Origin of the sequence: [Lactobacillus] rogosae (assembly GCA_900112995.1) — a bacterium.
GTDB lineage: Bacteria > Bacillota > Clostridia > Lachnospirales > Lachnospiraceae > Lachnospira > Lachnospira rogosae.
On sequence record FONU01000008.1, the window covers coordinates 75,195 to 91,730 of the forward strand.

General features: G+C 35.8%; 12 protein-coding genes. All 12 read right to left on the bottom strand.

Features of this window, described 5'->3' with window-relative positions:
- Positions 1-19: 19 nt before the first annotated feature.
- Positions 20-2,854, bottom strand: coding sequence for a penicillin-binding transpeptidase domain-containing protein (locus BM157_RS04055; RefSeq protein ID WP_022501783.1), 2,835 nt, complete (start codon positions 2,852-2,854; stop codon positions 20-22).
- Positions 2,838-3,371: a rod shape-determining protein MreD gene (gene mreD / locus BM157_RS04060; RefSeq protein WP_022501784.1), complete on the bottom strand. Its 534-nt coding sequence runs from the start codon at positions 3,369-3,371 to the stop codon at positions 2,838-2,840. Before mreD ends, BM157_RS04055 begins: the two co-directional genes overlap by 17 nt.
- A gap of 17 nt (positions 3,372-3,388) precedes the next feature.
- Positions 3,389-4,231, bottom strand: a complete 843-nt coding sequence (mreC, locus tag BM157_RS04065; RefSeq protein WP_022501785.1) for a rod shape-determining protein MreC — start codon at positions 4,229-4,231, stop codon at positions 3,389-3,391.
- An 11-nt stretch (positions 4,232-4,242) separates the two neighbouring features.
- Positions 4,243-5,262, bottom strand: coding sequence for a rod shape-determining protein (locus BM157_RS04070; RefSeq protein ID WP_055174709.1), 1,020 nt, complete (start codon positions 5,260-5,262; stop codon positions 4,243-4,245).
- A 28-nt stretch (positions 5,263-5,290) separates the two neighbouring features.
- Positions 5,291-5,992 carry a RadC family protein gene (radC, locus tag BM157_RS04075; protein ID WP_022501787.1) on the bottom strand — a complete coding sequence of 234 codons (702 nt, stop codon included), beginning with the start codon at positions 5,990-5,992 and terminating at the stop codon, positions 5,291-5,293.
- A 22-nt stretch (positions 5,993-6,014) separates the two neighbouring features.
- Complete coding sequence (locus BM157_RS04080) at positions 6,015-6,287, bottom strand: DUF4321 domain-containing protein (protein WP_022501788.1); 273 nt, start codon at positions 6,285-6,287, stop codon at positions 6,015-6,017.
- A gap of 133 nt (positions 6,288-6,420) precedes the next feature.
- Positions 6,421-7,698, bottom strand: a complete 1,278-nt coding sequence (locus tag BM157_RS04085; protein WP_022501789.1) for a methionine gamma-lyase family protein — start codon at positions 7,696-7,698, stop codon at positions 6,421-6,423.
- Positions 7,699-7,727: 29 nt separating this feature from the next.
- Positions 7,728-8,708 carry a tRNA (adenosine(37)-N6)-dimethylallyltransferase MiaA gene (gene miaA / locus BM157_RS04090; protein ID WP_090140013.1) on the bottom strand — a complete coding sequence of 327 codons (981 nt, stop codon included), beginning with the start codon at positions 8,706-8,708 and terminating at the stop codon, positions 7,728-7,730.
- 14 nt (positions 8,709-8,722) lie between these two features.
- Entirely contained in the window at positions 8,723-10,660 is a 1,938-nt protein-coding gene (gene mutL / locus BM157_RS04095; RefSeq protein ID WP_090140015.1) for a DNA mismatch repair endonuclease MutL, read from the bottom strand.
- A gap of 18 nt (positions 10,661-10,678) precedes the next feature.
- Complete coding sequence (mutS, locus tag BM157_RS04100) at positions 10,679-13,348, bottom strand: DNA mismatch repair protein MutS (RefSeq protein WP_082421568.1); 2,670 nt, start codon at positions 13,346-13,348, stop codon at positions 10,679-10,681.
- Positions 13,349-13,378: 30 nt separating this feature from the next.
- Complete coding sequence (gene miaB, locus BM157_RS04105) at positions 13,379-14,836, bottom strand: tRNA (N6-isopentenyl adenosine(37)-C2)-methylthiotransferase MiaB (protein ID WP_055174698.1); 1,458 nt, start codon at positions 14,834-14,836, stop codon at positions 13,379-13,381.
- Between the two features lie 10 nt (positions 14,837-14,846).
- Complete coding sequence (locus tag BM157_RS04110; RefSeq protein WP_318255808.1) at positions 14,847-16,529, bottom strand: sensor domain-containing protein; 1,683 nt, start codon at positions 16,527-16,529, stop codon at positions 14,847-14,849.
- Positions 16,530-16,536: the final 7 nt, after the last annotated feature.

Genomic DNA, 16,536 nt, shown 5'->3' on the forward strand with positions numbered 1-16,536 from the left:
TATTTAATATTATTTATAACTATTCCATTCCATAATATATCTTATACACATCTGCTGTCAAATCCATAGATGTTGTTGATGAGTATCCGTGCTGGATACATACTGATACACATATCTGCGGATCATCGTATGGAGAATATGTTACAAGTAATGAATGGTCTGGTTCGTTAGTATTTTCCTGTGCAGTACCTGACTTAGCTGCAATCTTTAAACCAAGCTTGGCTATTGTTGAATATGAATTACCTGCGAGCATCATACCCTCGTGTACTGTACTCCATATATTACTGCTTAGTTCAACCTGATGATCAACATCAGCGTGATTATCTTCAATAAGATTACCATCAGAATCTGTAATCTTATCTACTAGTGTAAGATTATAGCAGGTTCCTGATGTAGCTATAGTTGTTACATATCTTGCAAGGTTTAATGTACTGTATTTGTGGTTACCCTGACCGATAGCTGAAGCAACTGAGTTAGTATTAGAAGCCATTGGCTCACTTTCCTCAATTTCAACACCTGCTTTAGTCGATAAACCCAAAAGGTCTGAGTATTTCTGTAATATAGTTGTTCCGTAAGTACTGTTATAATTGCCATTCTTACTGCACGCAAGATTATAACCTACATTATAGAAGAATACATTACAGGAATCTCTTATTGCTGTTGCAGCCACTTCGCCACCATGTCCTGATAATCTCCAGCATTTTGGTGATGGTGTTACTTTATCAAATGAACCAGAACAATAAAATGTAGTTCCAGATGATATTATACCTGTATCCATACCTGCTATAGTTGTGCATGGCTTGTATGTTGAACCTGGTGCAGTAAATGACTGTGTTGCCCTGTTTAACATAGGACTTGCCTTATCATTAATAAGACTGTTGAAATACTTGGCATCAACGCTTCCTGACAGCTTGTTATTATCATAGCTTGGATAAGATACCATTGCTATGATATCACCATTCTTAGGATTTGTTACAACAGCAGATGCTGAACAAGGTTCTAATGCAAGCTGGGCAGGAGTTATTATTTTATTAGATATCGCATATGTCATAAAATCATATGCTCCAAGGCTTCCTGCTGCTAATGCTGAATATCTTGAATTCTCAGAATTCATATCAAGCACTCCCTGTTCATACAAAAGCATACATACCTGTCTTCCTGATATAGAACCAGAATTAATCATATATTTATACATTTTCTTATAAAATGAAGTATCTTCCCTTAAATATCCATCAATATAATCAAGAAGTGCATCATATGATTCTTGTAAACTTGTGTACTGTTCAGTAGAGAAAACATTAAGATTAATCCAATTCTTAGCTATTCCGTGTGTCAGAAGTTCTTTAAGACTTGTTCCATCTGCCTGTGTCCAGTCCTTATATACATCATCTGTTGTATCGACATTAGATGTATTAAATACCCCTCTGTCTTTAAGGCTTGTATACACATACCATATATAAAGCTGCTGTTCTTCGCTGAGCTTTCCATAAGGTGTATCACCGTCAGCTAACTCACTTCGTATCCAGTCCATTGTACTGTCCTGTTTTGAAAGAAAAGCTGAATAAACCTGTGCCTCCGTGTCTGTACTCTGTTCAGCGATATGCTTTATTGACACAATATTGTTATCAATAAGTGCAAAATATACTTCTTTAGCAAGAATGTATACAGTATCTACACTTCCGTTAGAAGTATATGAATACTTGGTATCACCACTTGTCATATAAGTAAGAAGTATCTGTACAAGTCTGTCCTCAATTGCATTATATAGATTTTTCTGAAGATTAATATCGATTGTAAGGTACACATCATTGCCAGTCTCTGGGTCTGTCTCACCAAGTACCTCTGTAATTCGTCCTACTGTATCTACATAAACCTGTCGTTCACCCTTAGTACCTGAAAGCACTGATTCCATACTCTTCTCAATGCCACTCTTACCTACAGTATCGTTACTGTCGTACTTATCTCCAAGTGTTTCTAACTCGCTTGTAGATACTGTACCTGTGTATCCTAATATCTGTGAGCAGTATACACTGTCCACATATCTTCTTATATATTGTTCTTCTACTGTAACACCTGTCAGATCATCTGAACTCTCAAGTATTGCCGCAACAGTTTCATCTGATACCTCATTGGCAATTGTAAAAGAAATGTATCTGTTATATGAATTAGCAGACATATATCTTCTTAAATTAACAATCATAAGTGCATGGTCAACAGAAAAACCTGCTGCTTCTACCATATACCCCTGTGATTTAAGGAAACTAACTGTTGATGAAAGAACCGTTGCCTGATTTTTTGAACTATCAGACGCAACAACAACCTCATACTTTTCACATAACTGTCTGAAAAGCTCCTGTGCTGTTACATTTCTTTCTTCATCACTAAGCTCACTTATTGAACGTTTGCCATATATATCCCTTAAAAATCTTAAAAGTTCATTATCCTTTATATTGAATACATACTGTCCGTCTTCATATACAATAGGAAAATCATTAGAATATGTATCTCCCTTTGCCTCAATAATATCAAGTGTCTTATCTATTGAAGCATTAAGCTTTTCATTCTTCTCTGCGTTATTGTTATATTTACCGCTGTCACTTATTCTTACGGCATATGCAAGGTCATTATAAGCAAGAAGCACACCATTCTTGTCGAATATTCTTCCTCTTGTCGCCGCAACGCTCATATCTTTCTGTATAGAACTTGATAAATCTTTTACATAAGACTCTCCATTGATTATCTGCAATCCAAACAGCCTGTTAATAAGCACGCCTACCAATATGGCAAATACCAATATAAGTGGAAAAATTCTTGATTTGAAAAGACTTAATATATACTCAAATACTTCCTTCATCTAATATACCTTTTTTCCTTTTCTTCCATTGAATATCTAATATTGAATCGAACTTCATCAAAGGATAATACAATACCAATGCTACAACTAATGTATACACAACCTCCGGCATAATAAATCTTCTTAAAAAGAAGTCTACATTCAGCCTGTTGTGTAATAAGAAATTGCCTATATATGATAAAAATTCAAAAACAAAATCAGATGCCATTATCATTGCCAATGGAATAAGGACTTCAACCTTCTCATATTCTTTATAAAATATTCCCGAAAAATATCCTATGTATACAAAAACCAATGCTGAAAATCCAAACAGTGAAGAAAAGAAAAGATCATACATAACACCTGATAAGAAGCCTACTAACATTCCTTCATTCCTGCCTTTAAAAAAGCCAAACAGCACCGGCAGTATTATAAGCAGATTAGGTGTAATGCCACCTATTCCGATAGCATTGCCAAATGTAACCTGTATCAGATAAAATAATAATATTAAAATTATTTCTGCAACTTTCCTTTTCATAACACTCCTGCTTTAAATCACTGATTTTTCATTTCCGTTATAATAAGTACCTCTTGAAGATTATTAAAATCAACTGCTGGGACAAGATAACCTGACTGTGTCAGATTATTAGAGTCCGCTGTTACATCCTTTGCATATCCTATAAGAATTCCCTGAAGATATTTGTCGCTGATATTGGAAGTAACTATCTTATCACCATTTCTTACTGTTATATCTGCCTTAATATGGTTAAGATGTACAAGACCACTGTCAGAAAGCTCAATATCTCCCTCAACTATACAGGTATCATTAGTATCTATTAACATTCCACTTACTGAATTATTATCTTCAATAATTGTCTTGACTATGGAATAATTCTTTCCTACCTCAGCAACTATTCCAACAAGACCACCACTTGCAATAACATTCATATCTTTCTTAATTCCGTCATCAAGGCCTTTATCTACTTTAAATGCCTTAGACCAGTTATCTGTTGTAACACCGATAACTCTTGCACCTACTTTAGTATAGCCCGGATACTTCTCGTCAAGCTTATATAGCTCTCTAAGACGTGTAAGTTCATAGGAATCCTGTCTTAACTGGTTGTTCTCTTCTGTCAGATTATCTATTTGGTTCTTTAACTCATTATTCTCGTCTAATACAACTGAGATTTCCTGTAAAGTAGTAACTTTATCATAGGTCCAAAGTCCAAGATTATTCATTCCCTTCTGCAACGGAACAACAACCATAGAAACAGCATTTCTTAAAGGTGCTACAAGACTATCTGTAAAGAAGCTTGTTGAAACAAATATTATACATACAACCGTCACTGCAATAAGAATGTATCTTGATGTCATATATGAAGATAATTTTTTTCTCATATTACCTGTCCTTAATCATAATTTTTATCTTGTGGAGTATATGCAACCTTAGAAAACTGTGGGTTATTTACTACTCCTATAAGACCTCTTACAACACTTTCAGAAGGCTGGTCTACGATATTAACATTAAGATTAGTCTCCTGCTTTATAAACTGTTCAAGATTGTTAATCTGTGATGTACCACCTGATACATATACACCATTCTTAATAATATCAGCTGCAAGTTCTGGTGGAGTTCTCTCAAGTATAACTTTGATTGCATCCATAATTGAGTGAAGTGCATCAACAATTGCATTATAGACAACATCTGATGATACATCTACGCTTACAGGAAGTCCTGAAAGTACATTACGTCCAAAGCCGAGTGCAAATGTTTCTTCAACCTTTACCGCACTTCCAAGTTCTTTCTTTAAGCTTTCTGCTGTCTTGCTTCCTATTACAAGATTGTATACCTTTTTAACATTATTGATAATGCAGTCATCAAGCTTATTACCACCAATCTTGATTGACTTGCTTATTACAATACCACCTAATGATAATACAGAGATTTCTGTTGTCTCTGCACCGATATTAACCATCATAATACCTCTTGACTTAGTTACATCAAGACCTGCACCGATTGCATCTGCAACTGGCTTATCAACGATATATATATTCTTGGCTTTAACCTTTGAATCAGCAACAAGTTCATAAAATGCTCTCTTTTCTACTTCAGTAACATCAGTAGGAACTGCAATATAGAAATCATTATTGCCTGTATTCTTCTTATCTCCATTAACCTTATTAAAGAAATTAAGAAGTAAAGTCTGCATATTCTCAATATCTGCAATCACACCAAACTTAACCGGGAACGAAACATCAATATTCTCTGGTGCCTTCTCATACATTTCATATGCTTCATCACCAAATGCTAAAAGGTCTTTCTTATTAGCAATGGCTATAATGTTCTTCTCATTTAATATTGTATCTTTTTCTTTACAGCACATTTTAAAATTACTTGTACCAATATCAATTCCATATACGTTAGACATATTTTCTTCCTTTCCTGTAGCAACAATTCTATTGTCTCAAATAACCACATTCATTAAGACTTGTGAAATTATTATCTCCAATAATTATATGATCTATCAGATGTATTCCAAGAATAAGCCCCGCCTTTCTTATCTGCTCTGTAACACTTATATCCTGCGGACTTGGTGCTGGATCACCGCTTGGGTGGTTGTGAATAAGAACTATGCTTACCGCTTTGTTCTTACAAGCCTCACTAAACACCTCTTTAACTGAAACAAGTGAGCTGTTCACCGTTCCGATTGATATAACACTGTCCTTAATAAGATTAAGCCTGCTGTCAAGCATTACAAGAACAAGACGTTCTTTGGTTAAATGTCTCATATCCTGCATATAATACTCAGCAATAGCATATGGCGATGAAAAATCCAGTCTTTTCCCTGCTGACTGCTTGGCAAGTCTTCTTGACAACTCACAGATACACTTTAACTGTGCCGCCTTCGCAAGCCCTATTCCCTTGATATCCATAAGTTCATCAATAGACATATCAAATAGTCCTAACAATCCTTTGTTATGGGACTTGTCAAGAATATCCTTTGCAAGCTCTCCCGCAGGCTTTCCTGATACACCAGTCTTTATTATCGCTGCGATAAGCTCCGTATCAGTAAGCGACTGTTCACCAAGTGCTATACATTTCTCGTATGGTCTTAAGTCTTTAATACAATCTTTGTCACATATTAAATTGTCATTCATAAAATCTTAGATAAGATTTACCCTAAATAAATTTATATATAACAATTGCGAGTATAACGCCAATAATACTGGCAATTGTTATCTTAATCTGAATTGAAAATGTAAGAACAATAAATCCCAGATTAAGAATAACAGGACTCTCCATAAGTCCCGCCCCAAATGACTGGCCATATGAAAGCCAGCTAAGTGCTGGTATGCCCGATGTTATCTCAGCTATAAGCCCACCCAGCACAATACCTATAAGAATGAACAGTATAAGAAACCAGCCATTCTTGTACTTGGAAATACTACTCATATTACTCCATTCTTGCGTATTAATATTAATAATACGCTAACATTTTATCAACTTTTTTATAAGAATACAATATTAACTATTCAATATATTATAATATTATTAAAAAACTGACTAATGTAGTATAACACAATTACTAAATCTTAAGAAGCCCTTTTTCATACATTTTCTGCATACTCATCATAATTCCAAGCTTAGCGTGGTACCATGTAAGACCACCCTGGAAATATACAGCATATGGTTCTTTTACAGGACCATCCGCACTAAGTTCTATTGATGACCCCTGTACAAATGCACCTGCTGCCATAATAACATCTGAATCATAACCTGGCATTGCCCAAGGCTCAGGTGTTACAAAGCTGTCAACTGGTGCTGCTGCCTGAATACCCTTACAGAAAGCTATAAGACCTTCCTCTGATTTTAACTCAACTGCCTGAATAATGTCATATCTTTCCTCTGTGGCATCAGGGACGCACTTAAATCCAGCCTTTTCATATACATTTGCTGCAAATACAGCGCCCTTAAGTGCACCGGCAACTACAGTTGGTGCAAGGAATAATCCCTGATAGAAATCTTTGTTGACACCAATTGTTGCACCAACCTCTTTTCCAAGACCCGGTGAAGATAATCTGTAAGCTGCCTGTTCAATGCAGTCTTTTCTTCCTGCTATATATCCTCCACAAGGTGCAAGTCCGCCACCTGGATTTTTAATAAGTGAACCGACAACCATATCCGCACCGACTTCTGATGGTTCAATCTTCTCAACAAATTCACCATAACAGTTATCTACCATACATATAACGTCTGGTTTGATATCTTTAATAAAATGTATAAGCTCGCCAATTCTTTCAACAGATAATGTCGGACGCGTTGCGTAACCCTTAGAACGCTGTATAGTAACAAGCTTAGTCTTTTCATTAATAGCTTTTCTTATTCCATCATAATCAAAGCTTCCGTCATCTAACAGATCAACCTGTCTGTATGATATATTGTATTCTGCAAGACTTCCCTTTGATGGTCTTATTCCTATAATCTCATCCATAGTATCATATGGCTTGCCAACTGGCGATAAAAGCTCATCACCTGGTCTTAAATTAGATGAGATAGCTACATTTAAAGCATGTGTTCCACATATAATCTGTGGTCTTACAAGTGCGTCCTCTGTCTTGAATATATCTGCATATACTCTCTCAAGAGTATCTCTTCCCTCATCATTATATCCATATCCGCTAGTACCTGAAAGGTGCATCTCTGCAACCCTGTTCTTCTGCATAGCTGCGATAACCTTTAACTGATTATACTCAGCCACTTCATCAATAGCTTCAAATCGTTCCTTTAAATTTTCAAGTACATTATTGCCATAATTGTATACAGCTTCATCAATTCCAAGCTGTCCGCAATACATTTCCTTCATTATCTTTCTCCCTGATTGTTAATTTTGCATTACTTAATAATACCACTATCTTTAAGCTTATCAAGCATATAATCCATAATTTTAACGCAATCATAATCATATTCGTTAATATTAATCCAGTCAATAACTTTTTCTCTCCTGAACCACGTAAGCTGTCTTTTTGCAAAATGTCTTGTATCGCCTTTAATCTGTTCCTTTAATAAGGCGATACCATTTTCATCAATAGTGCTTCCATAAGGCTTACCCAAATTGTCCCAGTAATCAAGAATTTCTTTATAGCCTATGCCCTGCATAGAAGTATTATCCCTGCTTATGCCTATTTGGGTAAGCAACTGCATTTCATCAATAAGACCATCATCGAACATAATATCAACTCTTTTATTAATCCTCTCATAAAGATTATCCCTTATGTCATTGAGAACAAAATATTTATAATTATATGGTGAATCTTTTTTTCTCTGCTCCTCGTTGTGTTCAGATATTCTGTTGCCAGTCTGCTTGTAATATTCCAGTGCCCTTACAACTCTTTTTACATTTCTGTAATGTATGCTCTCTGCTGATTTAGGATCCACATTTTTTAACATCTCATAAAGATACACAGCACCTTTTTCTTTTTCAAGCTGGTATAACTCCTGTCTATACGATGTATCCGCATCGTTGTCTTCAAATTCTATATCATACAATAAAGCCTGTATATAAAATCCTGTACCACCTACAATCATAGGTATATAGCCGTCATTTCTTATCTGTTCTATAGCCTTTAGTGCTTTTTCTTTAAATATTGTGACATTAAACTCCTCTGTAGGTTCTATTTCGTCTATAAGATAATGCTTTACGCCTTGCATTTCAGAAGATGTAATCTTAGCAGTTCCTATGTCCATATGCCTGTATACCTGCATAGAGTCTGCACTTATTATCTGTGCCCCAATCTTTTTTGCAAGTTTAATAGAAAGTGAAGTCTTTCCGACAGCAGTTGGCCCTGTAAGTATAATTAAAGGTTGTTTACACATACACTATTCCCCTTTTACACTATTCGTTTAAATTTCTTTTCTATATCATATTTACTCATAACTATAAGCGTTGGCCTGCCGTGTGGGCAGTTATATGGATTGTCAGCTTTCATAAGTTCTTCCATAAGTTCCTTTGCTTCTTCATATGATATTTCATTATTGCCCTTAATAGCCGCCTTGCACGACATAGATGCCACCTTTTCTGTAAGTATATCCATATCTGTCATTCTGCCATCCTGCATAAGACCATCTATAAGGTCAGTTAACATCTGCCTGTAATCAAGCTTCGGAAAACCTGCCGGTATTCCTGTTACTTTATATTCATTGCCGCCAAATTCTTCTATCTCATATCCAAGCTTATTAAATATTGACATATTCCTTTTAAGTACTTCTTCCTCATTCATATTAAGAGTAAGAATAATAGGCGGCATAAGCATCTGTGTATCAATTTTTTGGGTTCTCAATTTATTCATCGTCTTCTCATAAAGAACTTTTTCGTGTGCCGCGTGCTGATCCATCATATAGAATCTGTCCTCAAATTCTATCAGCCAGTATGTATCAAATAATTGTCCTATTATCCTGTAATTATTCTTATTCTTCTCATCTAGAAGCTTATCCTCAAATAAAGATATCTGCCTGCTCTCCTCTGCTTTTCTTGAATTATACTGTACAATATCTTCTTTAATAAGTTTATCAGACCTCACGGTTTCAAATGGCTCTGGAAGCCTTGTTTTATTCATAATCGAAGATTCATTAGCGATAACCTTATTCTCATTTATAGCACCTGAACCTGCCAGTACACCATATTGCTTGACCGTAGCACCTGAATCTGACGGTACATTTTGCTGTACTCCCGTTGCACTATACCCAGCCATCTGCTTCTGTTCTTCTGCCTTCTTTTGCTCCAGCTCATCATTATGAATTTTATTCATAAACTGTCCATCCGGTTCAACTTTTGCCACAAGTTCTTTCCCCTTAAGCGTTGATAATATTGAATCATATACGAAATTGTATACATACTCGTTATTCTGAAATCTCAATTCCATCTTGGTAGGGTGGACATTCACATCAATTATATCCGGACTTATCGTAAAATGTATTACAGTGAACGGATAATTATGAGGCATTATAAAACCTTTATAAGCTTCCTCAATTGCCTTATTAATTATATTGCTCTTTATATAACGTCCGTTAATGTAATAATTCTCGTAAGTCCTGTTACCCCTGTTAATAAAAGGTTTCCCTATATAACCCTCAATCTTAATATCCTGTGTCTTTGCATTGATATCATACAGATTAGCAGTTATATCACGGCCATACACATTATATATAATATCCTTTAATTTCATATTTCCTGATGTATGAAGCTTATTCTGGTTATTATTAATAAATCTGAATGAAACCTCAGGATGTGATAAAGCCATATACTGCATTAACGCATTAATGTATCCTGCCTCTGTCATCGCTGACTTTAAGAACTTTCTTCTGACTGGTGTATTAAAGAACAAATTTCTTATAATAAATGTTGTTCCATCAGGTGCACCGATATCTTCAACAGATATAACCTCGCTGCCCTCTGACTGATACCTCGTTCCTGTTATATCATCCTTAGTCTTGGTTATTAATTCAATCTGCGATACTGCCGCTATACTCGCAAGTGCCTCACCCCTGAAACCAAGTGAGGATACAGTTAAAAGGTCTTCAATTGACTTAATCTTACTTGTGGCGTGTCTTTTAAATGCAATATCTATCTCATCTTTCTTAATACCTGAACCATTATCCGTAACCCTGATAAATGAAATTCCGCCTTCCTTTGCTTCGACAGTTACAGCAGTCGCCCCGGCATCTATTGCATTTTCAACAAGCTCTTTTACAACAGAAGATGGTCTTTCTATAACTTCTCCTGCCGCTATTTTATTAATTGTATTCTGATCAAGTAACTGAATTCCCATATTAACCCTCACTTCACATTAATTCTCATTAACAAAGTATCTGTTCTTAACCTTGCCCTGAAGCTTATAAAGAATATTAAGTGCATCAATTGGTGTCATATTGCTTATATCAAGCTCTTTTATATCCTTTATTATATCATCGTCCTTTACAGTATCAAAAAGTGTCATCTGCTTTACTTCCAGTTCATTGACTTTCTTATAACGGTCATTCATCTTCTCCACTTTCTTTGAATACTGTGCAATATCCTTTGCCTTTTGTGATATATCTGCATCACTGAGTTCTACAACAAGTTCCTTAGCCCTGTTTAATACATTTTCTGGAACACCTGCTAATTTGGCCACCTGTATTCCATAGCTCTTATCTGCACCACCTTTTATAATCTTTCTTAAAAATACGATGTCATCCCCGCACTCTTTAACTGCTATACAGTAATTATTAACGCCGTCAAGTGTTCCTTCAAGTTCTGTCAATTCATGGTAATGAGTTGCAAACAATGTCTTTGCTCCTAATATCTTAGTGTTTGCAATGTGTTCGACAACCGCCCACGCTATACTAAGACCGTCAAATGTACTTGTGCCTCGTCCTATCTCATCAAGAATTATAAGGCTATTAGATGTCGCATTACGGAGAATATTAGCAACCTCTGTCATCTCAACCATAAATGTAGACTGTCCGGAAGCCAGGTCATCAGATGCACCTACTCTTGTAAATATCCTGTCTACAATACATATATTAGCAGAGTCTGCAGGGACAAAGCTTCCTGTCTGTGCCATAAGGACAATAAGAGCTGTCTGCCTCATATATGTTGACTTACCAGCCATATTAGGTCCTGTTATTATCGCAACCCTGTTGGAATTATTATCAAGATATGTATCATTGGCTATGAACATATCATTGCTTATCATCTTCTCAACTACTGGATGCCTTCCATTCTTTATATCAATTACACCCTTATCGTTAATCTTAGGCCTTACATAATTATTCTGTGTCGCAACAACTGATAATGAAGCATATGCATCTATCATAGCAACCGCTTTTGCTGTACCCTGTATGCGGACTACCTGCGAGGCAATACGCTCCCTTACCTCGCTGAAAAGGTCATATTCCAAAGAATAAAGCTTATCCTCTGCACCAAGAATTACATCTTCAAGATGTTTAAGTTCATCTGTTGTATAACGCTCTGCATTAGTCAATGTCTGCTTTCTTACCCATTCAGGAGGTACTTTGTCCTTAAATGAATTTGTCACCTCAAGATAATAGCCAAACACTTTGTTATATTTAACCTTTAATGTCTTAATTCCTGTTCTTTCTTTCTCTCTTATCTCAAGCTCAGACAGCCATTCCTTTCCTTTTATCTTGGCATCTCTTAACTCGTCAGCCTCTTTTGAATAGCCCTCTTTTATAATACCTCCATCTCTTACTGATATTGGTGGTTCTTCAACTATAGCTGAATTAATAAGCTCGTACAAATCAGCAAGGTCATCAAGCTTATCATAGCAGGCTGCAAATTCCTCTGAATGGAAATTACCTATAATCCTCTTAATATGTGGAAGCATTTCAAGTGTATTCCTGAAAGCTATTAAATCCCTTGGATTGGCTGTCTTACAGCTTATCTTAGTCATAATTCTTTCTATGTCATACACTGGATTAAGGTATTCCCTTAATTCTTCCCTGTCGATAAGGCTGTCGCCCAATTCTTGTATACAGTCCTGTCTTTTAATTATATCATCTTTGTTAATAAGCGGCTGTTCAATATAAGAACGTAACATTCTTGCACCCATAGCTGTCTTAGTCTTATCAAGCACCCACAGAAGCGAACCCTTCTTCTGCTTTTCTCTCATTGTCTCAACAAGCTCAAGATTTCTTCTTGATGAGCTGTCAATAAGCATATATTTGCCTGACGAATAAGGAAGAAGTGTTGTGATATGAGGCATATTGCTTTTCTGTGTCTCATATAGATAAGTCAGGAGTGCACCCGAAGCTATTATTCCAACTGTATAATCTTTTAAACCAAGTCCATCTAACATCTCCATATGAAAATGTTCCAGAAGCCTTTTCTTACAGGTCTCCTCGTTAAAATACCAGTTATCAAGCGTTGACATAGCTATTCCAAGTTTTGTATTGACAGTATCAAGATTAATGCCACTCATTGCGAAGTATTCATTAACAATTATCTCCGATGGCACGAACTTATTAATCTCATCTATAAGCTCACTTCCACCGGCTAACTCTGTCACAAAGAAATCGCCCGTTGAATAATCCGCTATTGAAACTCCAAGATTATCACCAAGATATACTATACTCATCATATAGTTGTTCCTTGTTTCATCAAGTCCAAGTGTATTAATATTAGTTCCCGGTGTTACCACCTTTATTACTTCTCTTTTTACTATGCCCTTTGCCTTCTTAGGGTCTTCCATCTGCTCACATATTGCAACTTTATAGCCTGCTGATACCAATCTGTTAATATAAGTCTCCGCAGCATGAAAAGGAACGCCGCACATAGGTGCACGTTCCTTTTGTCCGCAATCTTTTCCTGTGAGAGTAAGCTCTAATTCCTTAGATGCAACTACAGCATCATCAAAGAACATTTCATAAAAATCACCAAGTCTGTAAAACAGTATACAATCCTTATATTCATTCTTTGTAGCAATGTAATGCTGCATCATTGGTGAATACTCAGCCATCTTTATCCTCCAGTCATCCTGCTTATAATATTAATCGTTCTTTGTTCCCATATAATAGAAGCCTTTACATTCATCAAGATGTACATTGACTATACTTCCTATAAGTTCTTTGTCACCCTTGAAATGGACTAAAATATTATTAGTCATTCGTCCTGTTACAAATGTATTATCGTGGTCATCTATATCCTCAACCAATACATCCATATCCATACCTTCATATCTCTTGATATGTTCGTGGCTCACCTCAGATACAGTTGCTAACAATCTGTTAAATCTGTCTTTTACTATATCTTCACTGACCTGTCCGTCCATCTTGGCAGCAGGTGTTCCAGTTCTCTTAGAATATATAAATGTGTAAGCACTGTCATACTTTGCTTTTCTTACAACATCAAGTGTATCCTCAAAGTCTTCCTCTGTTTCACCTGGGAAGCCTACAATTATATCTGTTGTAATAGATATATCCGGGATTGTATTTCTTATCTTGTCTACCAGTTCAAGATAATGCTCCTTAGTGTACTGTCTGTTCATAAGCTTAAGAAGACGGCTGCTTCCTGACTGTAATGGAAGATGTATATGGTTACATATCTTGCTGTTATCTCTTATTGCCTCTATAAGCTCATCTGATAAATCCTTTGGATGAGGTGTCATAAATCTTATTCTTTCAAGTCCGTCAATCTTGGCAATCTCTCTTAGCAGCTTAGCAAATGTAATATCGTCCTCAAGCGTCTTTCCATAAGAATTAACATTCTGTCCAAGAAGCATTACTTCCTTTACACCGTCACTTACAAGTCTTTCAATCTCTCTTATTATCTCTTTTGGCTCTCTTGATTTCTCCCTGCCTCGTACATATGGAACAATACAATATGTACAGAAATTATTACATCCAAACATAATATTGACACCAGACTTAAATGGATACTTTCTTGAAGTTGGAAGCTCCTCAACAACCTCCTTAGTAGAATCCCATATATCAATAACCTGTTCATCACCTGTAAAGCACATATACATAAGCTCTGCAAGCTTGAAAATATTAAATGTACCAAACACAATATCTACGAATTTGTAAGATGTCTTTATCTTTTCTACAACTTCCGGCTCCTGCATCATACAACCGCACATTGCAATAATCATCTCGCCATTAGCTCTCTTAACCTTTTTTAACTGTCCAAGACGTCCGTATACCCTTAAGTTGGCGTTCTCCCGCACCGTGCAGGTATTGTATATTACAAAATCAGCATTTTCTTCATCATCTGACTCCTGATAGCCGATATCCTTTAATATTCCAAGAAGCTTTTCTGAGTCCCTTGCATTCATCTGACAGCCAAATGTTGAAACTACAGCAGTAAGTGGTCTGTTAAGTGCTTCTGACTTTTCCTTAACAATCTTTCTGCAGGCCTTTAAATAGTAATACTGTCTCATCGGCTCGTATTCTGGAACCGGGGCAGATAAATCTATGCTGTTAATCATATTCTCAATTGTTGTATCCATTATTTATATATTACCTCTTTATTCTTTCCTGTTGTTTAATCATTCTGCAAAATTCAACGTCTTTGACAGGTTTGCCGTAATAATACCCCTGTATATAATCAGCCTCAAGCTTTGTTACAGCCATCAATTCATCTTTTGTCTCAACACCCTCAACGCATATTTTAACACCCATCTCGTGTGCCATTTTTATAATAAAGCTGACAAGTATTCTGTTGTTATCTGTAAGATGTATATCAGTAATAAATGCCCTGTCTATCTTTAAGATACCAAACATCTTATCCTTCATATATTCAAAATTAGAATATCCGGTTCCAAAATCATCTATTGCAAGTAAAAAGCCATTATCAACGAATTCTTTAAGAACTCTTTTTATCGCAATATTAGAATCCATCTGTATGCTTTCAGTAATCTCAAATACAAAATGTTCATTTCCAGCATCATATTTGTTTATATTCTCAATTACATCTTTTATAACATTGCTCTTTGCAATCTGTACAAACGAAAGATTAATATGCATAACAAACTGGGGTATTATCTTTACCCATTCGTTGCATTGGGCAGCAGCTGTATCTATAATCCATCTTCCCAATGGTATAATAAGCGAGCTTTCTTCAAGCAGTGGAATAAACTCTACAGGCGACATAAAACCATATTGGTCACTTTTCCATCTTAAAAGTGCCTCTGCACCCTCAATCCTACCTGTATCAGCATCAACAATCGGCTGGTAAAACAATTCAAATCCTTTGAAATTATCATTAACACTAGACCTTAACTCGCCCTGAATTTCAAGCCTTTTTATATAATTAGCATAATCAGCCTTATCAAAAAATTCAAATCTGTTCTTTCCGTTAAGCTTTGCTTTATGCAGGGCAAAACGGGTATTCTTAATAATATCTTTATAGGTATCTGTATTAGTATCAAACGCATACGCACCTGCTGATATATTAAAGAATACATCATATCCTCTGTCATCAATAACACTGTCTATATCTTCTCTTATAGTCTTGTATAACATCTTGGCATTTTTCTTAATATCACCGCTCATATCAAGGGATACTATTATGAACTCGTCTCCTCTTGTCCTATATACAGAAAATGTCTGTTCTTTGGATTGTCTGACAAGAATGCCTGCCAATATTGCAAGCACCTCATCGCCTGTCTTAGTGCCATATTTCTCATTAATCTCTTTGAAATTATCAATCCCTATCTGCATAATACAGCCTGTATGACCATCGCTCTTTACAATATCGTCATACCTGTCTTCAAGAATTAAATCTGTATATATGCCGGTTACATTATCATATCTGTTCTTTTTTCCAATCTCTGATACACGGCCTATCATATAATTAATGCCATTTCTTCGTACCAGCTGTCCGCGGCAGCTTATAAATACATATCCGTTCTTTCTTGATTTCCAGCGGTATTCCATATTATGACAGCTTATATGTCCATTCTGAAGTTCACTAATATTGTTAAATACAGCTTCATAATCATCTGGATATATTACATCCTTTAACTTTCTTCCCGCATTACTGAATTCCGCAACATCAAGTTCAAAATCCTTTGTTATAGAACTACTGTATATCGCATAATCATCACTTAAGTCATATATGTATAGATAATCATCTGTGCATTTAGATATTATAGATAAAAAATATTTCCAGTCTGCTATATCTTCTCCCATTTGTCCCATAATATTC

What these genes read in the sequence shown, in the direction of transcription:
- BM157_RS04110 (WP_318255808.1), bottom strand. Translation starts at nt 16,529, where the DNA reads ATGGGACAAATGGGAGAAGATATAGCAGACTGGAAATATTTTTTATCT.
- mutL (WP_090140015.1), bottom strand. Translation starts at nt 10,660, where the DNA reads ATGGGAATTCAGTTACTTGATCAGAATACAATTAATAAAATAGCGGCA.
- mreC (WP_022501785.1), bottom strand. Translation starts at nt 4,231, where the DNA reads ATGAGAAAAAAATTATCTTCATATATGACATCAAGATACATTCTTATT.
- miaA (WP_090140013.1), bottom strand. Translation starts at nt 8,708, where the DNA reads ATGTGTAAACAACCTTTAATTATACTTACAGGGCCAACTGCTGTCGGA.
- BM157_RS04055 (WP_022501783.1), bottom strand. Translation starts at nt 2,854, where the DNA reads ATGAAGGAAGTATTTGAGTATATATTAAGTCTTTTCAAATCAAGAATT.
- mreD (WP_022501784.1), bottom strand. Translation starts at nt 3,371, where the DNA reads ATGAAAAGGAAAGTTGCAGAAATAATTTTAATATTATTATTTTATCTG.
- miaB (WP_055174698.1), bottom strand. Translation starts at nt 14,836, where the DNA reads ATGGATACAACAATTGAGAATATGATTAACAGCATAGATTTATCTGCC.
- BM157_RS04080 (WP_022501788.1), bottom strand. Translation starts at nt 6,287, where the DNA reads ATGAGTAGTATTTCCAAGTACAAGAATGGCTGGTTTCTTATACTGTTC.
- BM157_RS04085 (WP_022501789.1), bottom strand. Translation starts at nt 7,698, where the DNA reads ATGAAGGAAATGTATTGCGGACAGCTTGGAATTGATGAAGCTGTATAC.
- BM157_RS04070 (WP_055174709.1), bottom strand. Translation starts at nt 5,262, where the DNA reads ATGTCTAACGTATATGGAATTGATATTGGTACAAGTAATTTTAAAATG.
- radC (WP_022501787.1), bottom strand. Translation starts at nt 5,992, where the DNA reads ATGAATGACAATTTAATATGTGACAAAGATTGTATTAAAGACTTAAGA.
- mutS (WP_082421568.1), bottom strand. Translation starts at nt 13,348, where the DNA reads ATGGCTGAGTATTCACCAATGATGCAGCATTACATTGCTACAAAGAAT.